Source organism: Curvibacter gracilis ATCC BAA-807 (assembly GCF_000518645.1).
In the GTDB taxonomy this organism is placed as follows: domain Bacteria; phylum Pseudomonadota; class Gammaproteobacteria; order Burkholderiales; family Burkholderiaceae_C; genus Curvibacter; species Curvibacter gracilis.
Window position 1 is genome coordinate 160,615 of record NZ_JADZ01000005.1, and the last position, 12,805, is coordinate 173,419.

Consider the following 12,805-nt stretch of genomic DNA (forward strand, 5'->3'; position numbering starts at 1 on the left):
TTGCGCGGCAGGGGCAGGGCGCTGTGGCACACTCGCCGGCTTCGGATTCGACCGTGACGCTGCGAGAGACATGCAAAAGATCATTCGGCAACTGGCCGCTGAAATCAGGGTGAACGAGGCGCAGGTGCGCGCCGCTGTGGAACTGCTGGACGGGGGCGCCACCGTGCCCTTCATTGCCCGCTACCGCAAGGAAGTGACCCAGGGCCTGGACGACATCCAGCTGCGTGAGCTGGAAGCCCGCCTGGCCTACCTGCGCGAGCTGGAAGACCGCCGCGAGGCCATCCTGAAGAGCATTGCCGAGCAAGGCAAGCTGACCGACGCCCTGCGCGCCGCCATTGACGCGGCGCCCACCAAGCAGGAGCTGGAAGACCTGTACCTGCCCTACAAGCAAAAGCGCCGCACCAAGGGCCAGATCGCCCGCGAGGCCGGCATCGAACCCCTGGCCGATCTGTTGTTTGCAGACCCCACCCGGGTGCCGGCCGACGAAGCCCAGGCCTTTGTGAAGGCCGCCAAGGGCGAAGACGGCAGCGACTTCACCACCACCGGGGCCGTGCTCGACGGCGTGCGCGACATCCTGTCCGAGCGCTGGGCCGAAGACGCCGCCTTGGTGCAGAACCTGCGCGAATGGCTGTGGAACGAAGGCCTGCTGAAGAGCAGCAAGATCGAGGGCAAGGACGAGAACCACCCCGATGTGGCCAAGTTCCGCGACTATTTCGACTACGACGAGCCCATCGGCCGCGTGCCCTCGCACCGCGCGCTGGCGGTGTTCCGCGGCCGTACGCTGGAGATCCTGGAAGCCAAGCTGGTGCTGCCGGTGCCGCCCGAAGCGGGCCAACCCTCGGTGGCGGAAGGGCGCATCGCCCTGCACCTGGGCTGGAGCCATGCCGGCCGCCCCGCCGACGACCTGATCCGCAAGTGCGTGGCCTGGACCTGGCGCGTCAAGCTGAGCCTGTCCACCGAGCGTGATCTGTTCTCGCGCCTGCGCGAAGACGCTGAAAAAGTGGCCATCAAGGTGTTTGCCGACAACCTGCGCGATTTGTTGCTGGCGGCGCCCGCCGGCCCGCGCGTGGTGATGGGTCTGGACCCGGGCATCCGCACTGGCGTCAAGGTGGCCGTGGTGGACGCCACCGGCAAGCTGGTGGACACCAGCACCGTGTTCCCGCACGAGCCGCGCCGCGACTGGGACGGCTCGCTGCACACCCTGGGCCGCCTGTGCGAGAAGCATGGCGTGAACCTGATTGCCATCGGCAACGGCACGGCCAGCCGCGAAACCGACAAGCTGGCGGCCGACCTGATCAAGCTGCTGGCCAAGATCGACCGCCACGTCGAGAAGGTGGTGGTCAGCGAGGCCGGTGCCTCGGTGTACTCGGCCAGCGAGTTCGCCTCGCAGGAGATGCCCGATGTGGACGTGAGCCTGCGCGGCGCCGCCAGCATTGCCCGCCGCCTGCAGGATCCGCTGGCCGAGCTGGTCAAGATCGACCCCAAGAGCATCGGCGTGGGCCAGTACCAGCACGATGTGAACCAGAGCGAGCTGGCCCGCACGCTGGAAGCGGTGGTGGAAGACTGCGTGAACTCGGTGGGGGTGGACCTGAACACCGCCAGCGTGCCCTTGCTGTCGCGGGTGTCGGGCCTGAGCGCCGCAGTCGCCAAGGCCGTGGTGCGTTGGCGCGAAGCCAATGGTGCCTTTGCCAGCCGCCAGCAACTGCTGAGCGTGAGCGGCCTGGGCGCCAAGACCTTCGAGCTGAGTGCCGGTTTTCTGCGCATCCGTGGTGGTGAGAACCCGCTGGACATGACCGGCGTGCACCCCGAGACCTACCCCGTGGTGGAGCAGATCATGGCCAAGACCGGCAAGCCGGTGGCCGAGCTGATGGGCCGTGCCGACATGCTCAAGACCCTGAAGCCCGAGCTGTTCGCCAACGAGAAGTTCGGTGTCATCACGGTCAAGGACATCCTGGGCGAGCTGGAAAAGCCGGGCCGCGACCCGCGCCCCGACTTCAAGGTGGCGCGCTTCAACGAAGGCGTGGAAGACATCAAGGACCTGCGCGAAGGCATGGTGCTCGAAGGCACGGTGAGCAACGTGGCCCAGTTTGGCGCCTTCATCGACCTGGGCGTGCACCAGGACGGTCTGGTGCACGTGAGCCAGCTCAGCCACAAGTTCGTCAACGATGCGCGCGAAGTGGTGAAGACTGGCGACATCGTCAAGGTCAAGGTGATGGAGGTGGATGTGGAGCGCAAGCGCATCGGACTGTCCATGAAGCTCGATGCCGCCCCCGCACGCCGCGATGGGCCGCGTGACAACCGCTTTGAAGGCGTCGGTCGCCAGCACCAGGGCGGCGGGCAGCGGCGTCAAAACGACGCTGCCGCCCCTTCCGCCATGGCTTCTGCGTTTGCGAAGCTGCAAAACCGCTCGCGCTGACGATAATCAGAAACAATCAGTTTCAAAATCACAAGCATGGAGCTCGACGACCTTCTGGCCTCTGAAATCGCCCTGCCCAGCATTCCGCGGGTGGTGGCTTTGCTCATGCTGGAGCTGGACAAGGACGAGTCGGACCTGCGTCGCATCACGCAACTGATCAGCACCGACCCGGCCTTGACGGCGCGCCTGCTGCAATTGGCCAACTCGGCCTTCTTTCATCTGGAGCGGCGCGTCAACGGCGTGGCCGAGGCCTTGGCCGTGCTGGGCCTGAACCATGTGCGCACCCTGGTGTCGGCGGCCGCGGTTGGGGGCGCCTTCCGTGGGGTGGCGGGCATCAATCTGCAGCAGTTCTGGCGTTACAGCCTGGACACCGCCAAGGTGTCGCGCATTCTGGCCGGCGTGGTGCGGCAGAACCCCAGCGCGGCCTTCACCTCGGGCTTGCTGCACGCGGTCGGCGAACTGGCCATGCACATGGGCATGCCGCGTGACATGGCCTTGCTCAACCTGGAACACGGCCCGCTGGACCTCAAACGGGCCCGCAGCGAGCGCAAGCGCCTGGGCTTTTGCTACGCCCAGGTGAGCTCAGGCTTCGCCCGCAAGTGGCAGTTTCCGGCCGCCATCGTCGATGCGCTGGAGTACCAGATTGCGCCCTTCGAGAACGAGGTCTATGAGCCTCTGGCCGGGGTCATCCACCTGGCCTCATGGCGCACCCGGGCCAAGGAAGCGGGCTTCACCGACCGGGAGTTGGCGGTGACCTTCCCCGACACCGTCGGCCTGGCGCTGGAGCTCGACATCGACATGGTGTTGCAGCAAGACCCGATCGACTGGACCACGCCCCAGGAAGTGGGTGCCTTTGTCTGAGCCACGGCCCTGATGAAAGCGCTTCGCCTCTATGCCGGGCCGCAGGCCCGCGCCCATTTGCAGGCCCATGGGCTCCAGCCAGAGCACGTGCGCGTGGTGCCTGCCGCTGCGGGCGGCCCCAAGGGGCTGGTGCTGGGCCCGCTGGACCGGTTTCTTTTCGGCGACTGGCTGGCTCGATCCAGCCAGCCTGTTGATCTGGTCGGGGCATCGATTGGCGCCTGGCGCATGGGCACGGCCTGCCTGGACCGCCCGGTCGAGGCCTTTGCCCGGCTGGAGCACGACTACATCGCCCAGCGCTATGACCTGGCGCCGGGCCAGAAGCGCCCCACGGCCGAGCATGTCAGCGAGCGCTTTGCCGACAACCTGAAACTGTTCTTTGGCGGGCGTGAGCATGAGGTGCTGCAGCACCCACGCTACCGGCTGCATGTGATCGCCTCGCGCGGGCGCCACCTGCTGGCCCGGGAGCATGGCCTGGCGACGCCGCTGGGCTACCTGGGGGCGTTTGTGAGCAACACGGTGCAGCGCCGTGCCATGGGCGCCTGGCTGGAGCGGGTGGTGTTTTCGACCCAGCACGCGGCCTTGCCCTTTGGCACCCGTGACTACCGCAGCCGCCAGGTGGCGCTCACCCCGGCCAATTTCATGGATGCGGTGCAGGCCAGTTGCTCCATCCCCTTCGTGCTGCGCTCGGTCAGTGCCATCGCCGGCGCGCCGCCGGGGGCCTACTGGGACGGCGGCATCACCGACTACCACATGCACCTGGACTACCGGAACCCCGCCCCGGGCGTGGTGCTGTACCCGCATTTTCAGCAGGCCGTGGTGCCGGGCTGGCTGGACAAGGCCTTGAAATGGCGCCATCGCGCCAGTGCCTTTCTGGACCCCATGCTGGTGCTGGCTCCCGATCCGGCCTGGGTGCAGACCCTGCCCAATGCCAAGCTGCCCGACCGCAAGGACTTCACCCACTACGGCAACGACCACGCCGGCCGTGCCACCGCCTGGACCCGGGCGGTGCAGGCCAGCCAGCAACTGGCCGACGAGTTCGCCGAGTGGCTGCAGGCCCCGGACATGGGCCGGGTCGAGGCCCTCTGAACCCTGCCACGAGGCAGGGTGGCTGCCCACTGTCTGGCTGAGCCTGCATTCTGGCGGCTGTCGTCCCAGCTGACGTACCTGCGAGGGCAGCATGCGCCATGCCCACGCACCACGACAACGACTACAAGCTGCTCTTCTCCCACCCGGAGATGGTGCGCGACCTGCTGCTCGGCTTCGTGCCTGGTGACTGGGTCCAGGACGCTCGGTTTGAGACCCTGGAGCGAGTCAATGCCAGCTATGTGAGCGAATCCGACAAGCAGCGTCACGACGACATGGTCTGGAGGCTGAAAGTCGGTCCGCGCTGGGTATGGGTCTATCTGCTGCTGGAGTTCCAAAGCCAGCCCGATGAATGGATGGCGGTGCGCATGATGGTCTATGTCGGTCTGCTGGCCCAGCATCTGATCAAGGAAGGGCAGTTGGACCAGGGCAGACTTCCGTCCTTGTTGCCCATGGTCCTTTACAAGGGGCCTCGCCCCTGGTCTTCGGCTCGTGATGTGGCTGACTGTTTCGCCCCTGGCCCACCGGCGCTGGAGCCCTACAGACCGCGCTTGCTGTATCACCTGATCGATGAGGCCAGATTGAAGTTATCCCCGTCCGACGAGGTTAGGAACGTGACCGAAGCCTTGTTCAAGTTGGAGCACAGCGCCAACCGGTCCGACATTGCCAGGCTGGCGTACGCGATGGGTCAGGCGCTCCAGGCCCCTGAGCATCAGAACTTGAGAAGAACCCTCAATGTCTGGCTCCGTCGCCTGATACGGCGCAAAATGCCGGACATCGCCACCGACGAACTCGATCAAATCCATGACCTTCTGAAAGGCCCGACCATGCTCGAAGAAACCCTGGAACGCCTTTACAACGAGGCCATTGAAAAAGGACTGTCCAAAGGACATTCACAAGGACTGTCGCAGGGGCTCTCCCAAGGGCTATCTCAAGGGCTATCCCAGGGCCGTTCACAAGGCATCGCCATGATGCTGGCCCGAGTGATCGAACAGCGCTTCGCCCCCGTGCCCGCCTGGGCCTACCAGCGGCTTCAGAGCGCCTCTGTGGAGCGCTTGGAAGCCTGGTCTGAGCAGATGTTCAGCGCGCCCACCCTGGAGGCTTTGTTGGACGAGGCCGGCGCCCGACACTGACACGGTTTACATCGAGGCTTCCAGCATCTCGCGGTATTCCTCAGGGCTGGCGATGCGCGGGTTGGTCTTGTGGCAGTGGTCGGCCAGGGCGCCCTTGATCACATCGTCGAACTGATCCCGCGTCACGCCCATCGCGGCCAGGCCGGTGGGCAGGCCCAGGCGGGCGTTCATGTCACGGATGGCGTCGGGGATGTCACCGCCTGAACGCAGGCCCATCGCGTGGGCCATGCGGTCCAGCCGGCGCTCACGCTGCACCGATTCAGCACTGGCATTGAAGCGCACCACCGCGGGCAGGAACATGGCGTTCAGGGTGCCGTGGTGCAGGCGCGGGTTCACGCCACCCAGGCTGTGACTTAGGCTGTGCACGCAGCCCAGGCCTTTCTGGAAGGCCATGGCACCCTGCATCGAGGCGCTCATCAGCTGCAGACGGGCTTCGCGGTCCTGGCCGTTTCGCGTGGCGCGTTCGATGTGGGCCCAACCGCGTTCCAGGCCATCGAGGCCGATGCCGTCGGCCGGGGGGTTGAAGGCGGCCGACATGAAGGTCTCCATGCAGTGCGCAATCGCGTCCATGCCGGTCGCGGCCGTGAGGCCTGGGGGCAGGCCCAGGGTGAGTTCGGGGTCGCAGATGGCCGCCCGCGGCACCAGGTGCCACGAGTGGAAGCCCAGCTTGCGGTGGTCGTCCACGATGATGATGGCGCCACGCGCCACCTCGCTGCCGGTGCCGCTGGTGGTGGGCACCGCGATCAGGGGCGCTGCGCGTTCGGTGATTCGGGTGGAGCCGCCCTCGATGGTGGCGTAGGTGGTCAGCGGGCCTTCATGGGTGGCCGCAATCGCAATGCCTTTGGCGCAGTCGATGGCCGAGCCGCCGCCCACGGCGATCAGACCATCGCAGCCCTGAGCCCGGTACAGCTCGACCGCCGCACGCACGGCGGCCTCGGTGGGGTTGGAGGGGGTCTGGTCGAACACGGTCAGGGGCAGGCCGGGCAGGGCGTCCAGGGCTTTTTGCAGCACGCCGGCGGCGCGCACCCCGGCGTCGGTGACGATCAGGGGGCGCTGAATGCCCACGCGCTCGCATTCGGCCGCCAGCAGGCGCACGGCGCCAAACTCGAACTGGATCTGGGTGACGTAGTTGATGAAGGCCATGAAGCGAAGAGAGGAAGTTCGGACAGGTTGAGGAAACACCGGTCGCCGGTCAGGCCGGACGCCACGTTGTACGATGCGCGACCGACTTTAGCGGCTGCAGCCTGGCCTGACCAGACGTTCAAACCCCAGGCGCAGCACCCCCGCGGTCACCCTGGTGACAAGGCCTGCCGCGTGCTTCCGCAACGATCCGAAACCGATGTCTACCAGCCCGTCCACCAGCTCTATTTCCAGCGCTTACCGACTCACCCCCGCCATGCAAAGCGTGATCGACCGCATGGTCAAAGCCAAGCGCCCCGCCTTGCACACGCTGTCCCCCAGGCAGGCCCGCGCCGCCTACGCGGCAGGGGCCGACGTGCTTGAAATCGCCCGCCCCGAACTGGCCGAGGTGCGTGAGCTGACGATCCCGGCCCGCGACGGCGTTGCCTTGCCAGCCCGGCTTTACCGGCCCAGTCTGGAACCAGGCCAGCCCGTGCTGCTGTACCTGCACGGTGGTGGCTTCATGATCGGCAGCATCGCCACCCACGACATCCTGTGCCGCAGCCTGGCCCAGCGTTCGGCTTGTGCGGTGGTGTCGCTCGACTACCGCCTGGCCCCCGAGCATCGCTTCCCGACCGCCTTCAACGATGGCTGGGACGCCTTGCGCTGGCTGCATGGCCACGGCGCCGGCTTGGGGCTGGACACGGCCCGGCTCGGCGTGGGCGGCGACAGTGCCGGAGGCACCCTGGCCGCCGCCCTGGCGGTGCAGGCGGCGCTGGAGGGGCTCCCGCTGGCCCTGCAGTTGTTGTTCTACCCCGGCACCACCGCCCACCAGGACACGGTGTCGCACCAGCGTTTTGCCCACGGTCTGGTGCTGGAGGCGTCCCACATCCAGTGGTTCTTCGACCAGTACGTGCCGTCGCGCCAGGAGCGTGAAGACTGGCGTTTTGCCCCCTTGCTGGCCCCCGACACCGAACACCTGGCCCCGGCCTGGCTGGGCCTGGCCGAATTCGACCCGCTGGTGGATGAGGGCATCGCCTACGCCGACAAGCTGCGCCTGGCCGGTCATGCCGTGGACCTGGAGATCTACCGCGGCGTGACCCACGAATTCATCAAGATGGGCCGGGCCATTCCCGAAGCCCTGCAAGCCCACCAGCAGGCGGCCGACGCGATGCGCGCTGCCCTGCGCCCTTCCACGGAGTCACCATGAGCGCCCCTGCACCGAAACGCACCGATTTCCGATTCTTCCACCGCCTGCGCGTGCGCTGGGTGGAGGTGGACATGCAGAAGATCGTCTTCAACGGCCACTACGCGATGTACCTCGACACCGCCATGGGTGACTACTGGCGCGAGCTGGCCTTGCCCTACGAGGCCTCGATGGAGCTGCTGGGCGGTGAGCTGTACGTGAAGCGCCTGGCGCTCGAATACCACGCTTCGGCCCACTACGACGACGTGCTCGATGTGGGCCTGAGCTGCCGGCGCATCGGCAACTCATCGATCGAACTGGTGGGCGCCATTTTCCGGGGCGAGCAGTTGCTGGTGTCGGGCGAGCTGTTGTATGTGTTCGCCGACCCGGCCACCCAGACCTCGCGCCGCGTGCCCGACGCGCTGCGCAGCCTGCTGCTCGAGCACGCCGCGGGCCAGCCCGTGGTGAGTGTGCGCAGTGGCGACTGGAGCACGCTGGGCACCGATGCGGCCCGGGTGCGCACCGAGGTGTTTGTGCAGGAGCAGGCCATTCCCCTCGATGAGGAATGGGACGAGGCCGATGCCACGGCCTTGCATGCCGTGGTCTACAACCGCCTGGACCAGGCCATGGCCACGGGCCGCCTGTTGGTGCATGCCCCCGGGGTGGCGCGCATCGGCCGCATGGCGGTGCTTCGGCCCATGCGGGGCACCGGCCTGGGGGCCGATGTGCTGCGCACCCTGATGGAGGCCGCCCGCCAGCGCGGCGACCGCGAGGTGCTGCTGCATGCCCAGACGAGCGCCCGCGGGTTCTACGAGCGGCTGGGCTTCCAGCCGCGTGGCGAGGTGTTCTACGAGGTCGACATCCCGCACATCGAAATGGTGCGGGCGCTCTGAGCTTCGTTCAGATATCGGCGAGCAGCGGGTAGGGCAGGGGCTGCACCACCAGTGCCGGGCCGTCGGGCGCGCCCAGGTGCAAGGCCGTGCCGGCCGCACTGGCCGTCACCTGCACCACGGCCAGCAGATCGACCCCGCCAGCGGGTGAGACGGCGGCCTGGACCACCACGCCGCTGGGTTGGTCGGCCGCGTCGCCGGCCAGGAACACCTCCTGCCCGGGGCTGGGGGGCTGCTCCAGACCCTCTGCATGGGCCAGGCAGGTGCGGCGCTTCAGGGTGCCACGGAACTGGCTGCGGGCCACCACCTCCTGGCCCGGGTAGCAGCCTTTCTTGAAACTCACGCCGCCCACCGATTCGTGGTTCAGCATCTGGGGCACAAAGCTGTCGGTCTGCGTGGCGCCGGGGGTGGGCACAGCCGCCAACACCTCCGACCAGGCCCAGAGCGACTCGGACAAGGCCGGGCCAGGCAGGGCGGCGTCTGATGCCGGGCCGATCCACAGCGCCCGGGCCACGCCGGCCGCCGGGTACAAGGCCACGGCGTGCCCTGCGGCGTGGGGGGCGGCTGACCAAGGCAGGCTGCCTGCGGGCAGGGCGGCCAGGGCGGCGTCGCCAGCCAGACCTCGCACGGCCAATTCGGCACTGGCGTCGTCGAGTTTGACCTTGGCGCGCAGCACGAACATGGACAGGCGCTTCAAGGTGGCCGCCAGCAGCTCCTTGGGGCACACCAGCCAGACTTCGGCAGCGCTCAGGCGCAGCAGCACGAAGCTGGCTAGCAGCCGCCCTTTGGCCGAGCAGTAGCCCGCCAGGCGGGCCTGGCCGTCGGGCAAGAGCACCACGTCCTGGGTCAATTGACCATGCAGGAACGAAGCAGCATCGTCGCCACGGGCGCGAATCACGCCCAGAGCGGACAAGGGCGCCACACCGTGCAGCAGCGCCTGGGGAGAATTCATGGCTTGTGTCATGCGTGAATTATCATCCCCCGTCAAAAACTTGTTCGCGATGGGGCTTGGGCTGTGCGTGCTTTGCTGGTGATGTTGGTATTGGTGGCAGCAGCCCTGGGCGGTGCCGTTTACTGGTGGCTGGATGCGCCCATGCGCCTGGCCGCCCCCACGATCGACCTGTCGATCGAGCCCGGCACCTCGCCACGCGCCCTGGCGCAGGACGTGCAGGATGCCGGTGTGGACGTGAACCCGCTGTTCCTCTATGCCTGGTTCCGCTTCTCGGGCCAGGCCCGCGGCATCAAGGCCGGCAGCTATGAGCTGGATGCCACCATCACGCCCCGGCGGCTGCTGAGCAAGCTGGTGCGCGGCGAGGAGGCCCTGCGCGCCGTCACCCTGGTCGAGGGCTGGAACTGGCGCCAGGTGCGCCAGGCCCTGGCACGGGCCGATCAGCTCAAGGGCGACAGCACCGAGCTGGACGACGCCGCCATCATGACCCGTCTGGGTCGGCCCGGCACCTTGCCCGAGGGCCGCTTCTACCCCGACACCTACACCTACTCCAAGGGCAGCAGCGACCTGGCCGTGCTGCAACGCGCGCTGCGCGCCATGGACAAGAAGCTCGAGGCGGCCTGGCAGGCGCGCGACCCCAATCTGCCGCTGAAATCGCCCGACGAGGCCCTGATCCTGGCCAGCATCGTCGAAAAGGAAACCGGGCGCGGCAGCGACCGCCCCCTGATCGCCAGCGTGTTCGTGAACCGGCTGCGCTCGGGCATGCTGCTGCAGACCGATCCCACCGTCATCTATGGGATGGGCGAGCGTTTTGACGGCAACCTGCGCAAGCGCGATCTGCTCACCGACACGCCCTGGAACACCTACACCCGCGCCGGCCTGCCTCCGACCCCCATCGCCATGCCCGGCCGGGGGGCCTTGCTGGCCGCCGTGCACCCCGCCGAGAGCCGTTCGCTGTACTTTGTCGCACGTGGCGACGGCAGCAGCCATTTCAGTGCCACCCTTGACGAGCACAATCGGGCCGTCAACCAATTCCAGCGTCGCCCATGACCCCACCCCATTCCGGCTTGTTCATCAGCTTCGAAGGCATCGACGGTGCCGGCAAGACCACGCACATCGAGGGCGTGGTGGCGGCCTTTCGCGCCCAGGGGCGGGTGGTGTGCCAGACCCGCGAGCCCGGCGGTACGCCGCTGGCCGAAAAGCTGCGCGCCCTGGTGCTGAACGACGCCATGGACCCCCTGACCGAGGCCTTGCTGATCTTTGCCGCCCGCCGTGACCACCTGCAGCAGGTGATCGAGCCGGCCCTGGCCCGTGGTGAGGTGGTGGTGTGCGACCGCTTCACTGACGCCACCTTTGCCTACCAAGGCGGTGGACGGGGCTTTGACCTGGACACCTTGGCCCAGCTCGAGCGCATGGTGCAAGGCCGGCCCGGCGGCAGCCTGCGGCAGCCCGACCTCACGATCTGGTTCGATCTGGACCCGGCCGTGGCCGCCGAGCGCCTGGCCGATGCCCGTGTGCCCGACCGCTTCGAGTCGCAGCCCGTGGCCTTCTTCGGCCAGGTGGCGGCCGGCTATGCTGCCCGGGCGGCGGCCGCGCCCAGCCGGTTTGAACGCATCGATGCGGCACAGAGCCGGCACCAGGTTTGGCAGCAGATCACCCGGGTGCTGGTGCGCAAAGGCTGGCTGGCCATCATGGTGGCCGCCCACGGAGGCCCGCAATGAGCGATGAGCGCGATACCCGTCTGCCCCTGGCGCCCTGGTTGCAGCGGCAGCTCGACAACCTGCTGAGCCAGCGCGGCCACGCCTGGCTGCTGCAAGGCCCCTCGGGCCTGGGTCAGTACCCGCTGGGCCTGGCCCTGGTCGAGGCCTGGCTGTGCGACGCCCCCACGCCCCATGGCGCCTGCGGCCAGTGCGCCAGTTGCCATGCCGTGCGCGTGCGCACCCATCCCGACCTGATGGTGCTGATGCCCGAAACGGCCCTGCTGGCCCTGGGCTGGCCTCTGTCGGAGAAAGCACAGTCCGAGATCGACGACAAGAAGCGCAAGGCCAGCCGTGAGATCCGTGTCGAGGCCATGCGCGAGGCCGTGCAGTTCGCCCAGCGCACCTCGTCGCGTGGCCGCGGCAAGGCCGTGCTGGTGTACCCGGCCGAGGACATGAACCACATCACGGCCAATGCACTGCTCAAGACCCTGGAGGAGCCCCCAGGCGATGTGCGCTTTGTGCTGGCCAGCGAGGCCGCGCACCAATTGCTGCCCACCATCCGCAGTCGCTGCCTGACGCACTCGCTGGTCTGGCCGGGCGCTGACGAGGCTGGCCACTGGCTGGCGGGTCAAGGCCTGCCGGGCGCTGCCGCCACGGTGCTGCTGCGAGCTGCCGGAGGTCGGCCCGAAGACGCTTTGATGCTGGCCGCCGAAGGCCTGACACCCGAATCCTGGGCGCAGTTGCCCCGCGCGCTGCTGCGGGGCGACCCCGGCGTGTTGGCCAACTGGCCCGCCGCGCGCAACATCCAGAGCCTGCAGAAGATCTGCCATGACCTGCTGGCCACGGCCTCCGGGGCGGCGCCGCGCTATTTCGCGGCCAACGAGTTGCCCCGGCCTCCGGCCCACAAGGTGCTGCTGCGCTGGGCCCGCAGCCTGAGCGAGGCGGCGCGCACGGCAGATCACCCCTATAACCCCGGTTTGATGTTGGAAGCGCTTGTGAGCGAGGCGCAAATCGCCCTAAACTCGGCCACAGAGTCCACGCCATGAACAGTCCCAGTACCCCGCGCCCCAGTGTTGTGCAGCTCGCCATCAAGGAGAAGGGCGCCTTGTATGCCGCCTACATCCCCTTGTTTGCCGAGGGGGGCATGTTCATCCCCACCGCGCGCGACTACCGACTGGGCGACGATGTGTACGTGTTGCTCTCCTTGCCGGACGACCCGCAGCGCTACCCGATTGCCGGCCGTGTGGCCTGGGTCACGCCGCCTCGCGCCGCGGGCAACCGCACCCAGGGCGTGGGCATCCAGTTTCCACGCGATGAAAAGTCCCGCCTGCTGAAGATCAAGATCGAGGAAATGCTGGGCAGCCACCTGGCCTCCGAGCGACCGACCCAGACCATCTGAAGCCTGCCGGCCCCTTGCCCGATGCGGGCCGGATCCGCGCCTGTTTTGAACACTGCCCGCCCTGTTGCG

At 67.7% G+C, this 12,805-nt stretch carries 12 protein-coding genes; 10 read left to right on the top strand and 2 right to left on the bottom strand.

Going from position 1 to position 12,805, the window contains the following annotated elements:
* Positions 1 to 70 precede the first annotated feature (70 nt).
* From L880_RS0103545 to L880_RS0103560, 4 genes are all read left to right on the top strand, one after another.
* Entirely contained in the window at positions 71 to 2,416 is a 2,346-nt protein-coding gene (locus tag L880_RS0103545) for a Tex family protein (protein WP_027474494.1), read from the top strand.
* Between the two features lie 36 nt (positions 2,417 to 2,452).
* Positions 2,453 to 3,277 carry an HDOD domain-containing protein gene (locus L880_RS0103550; RefSeq protein ID WP_027474495.1) on the top strand — a complete coding sequence of 275 codons (825 nt, stop codon included), beginning with the start codon at positions 2,453 to 2,455 and terminating at the stop codon, positions 3,275 to 3,277.
* 12 nt (positions 3,278 to 3,289) lie between these two features.
* Entirely contained in the window at positions 3,290 to 4,363 is a 1,074-nt protein-coding gene (locus tag L880_RS0103555) for a patatin-like phospholipase family protein (protein WP_027474496.1), read from the top strand.
* A 98-nt stretch (positions 4,364 to 4,461) separates the two neighbouring features.
* Positions 4,462 to 5,493 (top strand): Rpn family recombination-promoting nuclease/putative transposase, encoded by a 1,032-nt coding sequence (locus L880_RS0103560; protein WP_027474497.1) that lies wholly within the window; start codon positions 4,462 to 4,464, stop codon positions 5,491 to 5,493.
* A gap of 6 nt (positions 5,494 to 5,499) precedes the next feature.
* Here the strand turns inward: L880_RS0103560 and L880_RS0103565 are convergent, their stop codons facing one another.
* Complete coding sequence (locus L880_RS0103565; protein WP_027474498.1) at positions 5,500 to 6,636, bottom strand: iron-containing alcohol dehydrogenase; 1,137 nt, start codon at positions 6,634 to 6,636, stop codon at positions 5,500 to 5,502.
* A 196-nt stretch (positions 6,637 to 6,832) separates the two neighbouring features.
* Between L880_RS0103565 and L880_RS0103570 the strand changes: the two genes are divergently transcribed.
* The gene (locus L880_RS0103570) at positions 6,833 to 7,822 is read left to right on the top strand and encodes an alpha/beta hydrolase (protein WP_027474499.1); all 990 of its coding nucleotides are present in this window, start codon (positions 6,833 to 6,835) and stop codon (positions 7,820 to 7,822) included.
* On the top strand, positions 7,819 to 8,691 hold the full coding sequence (locus tag L880_RS0103575) for a YbgC/FadM family acyl-CoA thioesterase (RefSeq protein WP_027474500.1): 873 nt from the start codon (positions 7,819 to 7,821) through the stop codon (positions 8,689 to 8,691). Before L880_RS0103570 ends, L880_RS0103575 begins: the two co-directional genes overlap by 4 nt.
* A 7-nt stretch (positions 8,692 to 8,698) precedes the next feature.
* Here the strand turns inward: L880_RS0103575 and ygfZ are convergent, their stop codons facing one another.
* Positions 8,699 to 9,640, bottom strand: a complete 942-nt coding sequence (gene ygfZ / locus L880_RS0103580; RefSeq protein WP_245614916.1) for a CAF17-like 4Fe-4S cluster assembly/insertion protein YgfZ — start codon at positions 9,638 to 9,640, stop codon at positions 8,699 to 8,701.
* Positions 9,641 to 9,721: 81 nt separating this feature from the next.
* Here ygfZ and mltG point away from each other — a divergent pair, with 81 nt between their 5' ends.
* Genes mltG through L880_RS0103600 form a run of 4 tightly spaced genes read left to right on the top strand, consistent with a single transcriptional unit; the run spans position 9,722 to position 12,736 of the window.
* Positions 9,722 to 10,687, top strand: a complete 966-nt coding sequence (gene mltG, locus L880_RS0103585) for an endolytic transglycosylase MltG (RefSeq protein WP_043328489.1) — start codon at positions 9,722 to 9,724, stop codon at positions 10,685 to 10,687.
* Complete coding sequence (tmk, locus tag L880_RS0103590; RefSeq protein ID WP_027474503.1) at positions 10,684 to 11,358, top strand: dTMP kinase; 675 nt, start codon at positions 10,684 to 10,686, stop codon at positions 11,356 to 11,358. Before mltG ends, tmk begins: the two co-directional genes overlap by 4 nt.
* Positions 11,355 to 12,383: a DNA polymerase gene (locus L880_RS0103595; RefSeq protein WP_027474504.1), complete on the top strand. Its 1,029-nt coding sequence runs from the start codon at positions 11,355 to 11,357 to the stop codon at positions 12,381 to 12,383. Before tmk ends, L880_RS0103595 begins: the two co-directional genes overlap by 4 nt.
* Positions 12,380 to 12,736, top strand: coding sequence for a PilZ domain-containing protein (locus tag L880_RS0103600; protein WP_027474505.1), 357 nt, complete (start codon positions 12,380 to 12,382; stop codon positions 12,734 to 12,736). Before L880_RS0103595 ends, L880_RS0103600 begins: the two co-directional genes overlap by 4 nt.
* Positions 12,737 to 12,805 lie beyond the last annotated feature (69 nt).

What these genes read in the sequence shown, in the direction of transcription:
- L880_RS0103545 (WP_027474494.1), top strand. Translation starts at nt 71, where the DNA reads ATGCAAAAGATCATTCGGCAACTGGCCGCTGAAATCAGGGTGAACGAG.
- L880_RS0103550 (WP_027474495.1), top strand. Translation starts at nt 2,453, where the DNA reads ATGGAGCTCGACGACCTTCTGGCCTCTGAAATCGCCCTGCCCAGCATT.
- L880_RS0103555 (WP_027474496.1), top strand. Translation starts at nt 3,290, where the DNA reads ATGAAAGCGCTTCGCCTCTATGCCGGGCCGCAGGCCCGCGCCCATTTG.
- L880_RS0103560 (WP_027474497.1), top strand. Translation starts at nt 4,462, where the DNA reads ATGCCCACGCACCACGACAACGACTACAAGCTGCTCTTCTCCCACCCG.
- L880_RS0103565 (WP_027474498.1), bottom strand. Translation starts at nt 6,636, where the DNA reads ATGGCCTTCATCAACTACGTCACCCAGATCCAGTTCGAGTTTGGCGCC.
- L880_RS0103570 (WP_027474499.1), top strand. Translation starts at nt 6,833, where the DNA reads ATGTCTACCAGCCCGTCCACCAGCTCTATTTCCAGCGCTTACCGACTC.
- L880_RS0103575 (WP_027474500.1), top strand. Translation starts at nt 7,819, where the DNA reads ATGAGCGCCCCTGCACCGAAACGCACCGATTTCCGATTCTTCCACCGC.
- ygfZ (WP_245614916.1), bottom strand. Translation starts at nt 9,640, where the DNA reads ATGAATTCTCCCCAGGCGCTGCTGCACGGTGTGGCGCCCTTGTCCGCT.
- mltG (WP_043328489.1), top strand. Translation starts at nt 9,722, where the DNA reads ATGTTGGTATTGGTGGCAGCAGCCCTGGGCGGTGCCGTTTACTGGTGG.
- tmk (WP_027474503.1), top strand. Translation starts at nt 10,684, where the DNA reads ATGACCCCACCCCATTCCGGCTTGTTCATCAGCTTCGAAGGCATCGAC.
- L880_RS0103595 (WP_027474504.1), top strand. Translation starts at nt 11,355, where the DNA reads ATGAGCGATGAGCGCGATACCCGTCTGCCCCTGGCGCCCTGGTTGCAG.
- L880_RS0103600 (WP_027474505.1), top strand. Translation starts at nt 12,380, where the DNA reads ATGAACAGTCCCAGTACCCCGCGCCCCAGTGTTGTGCAGCTCGCCATC.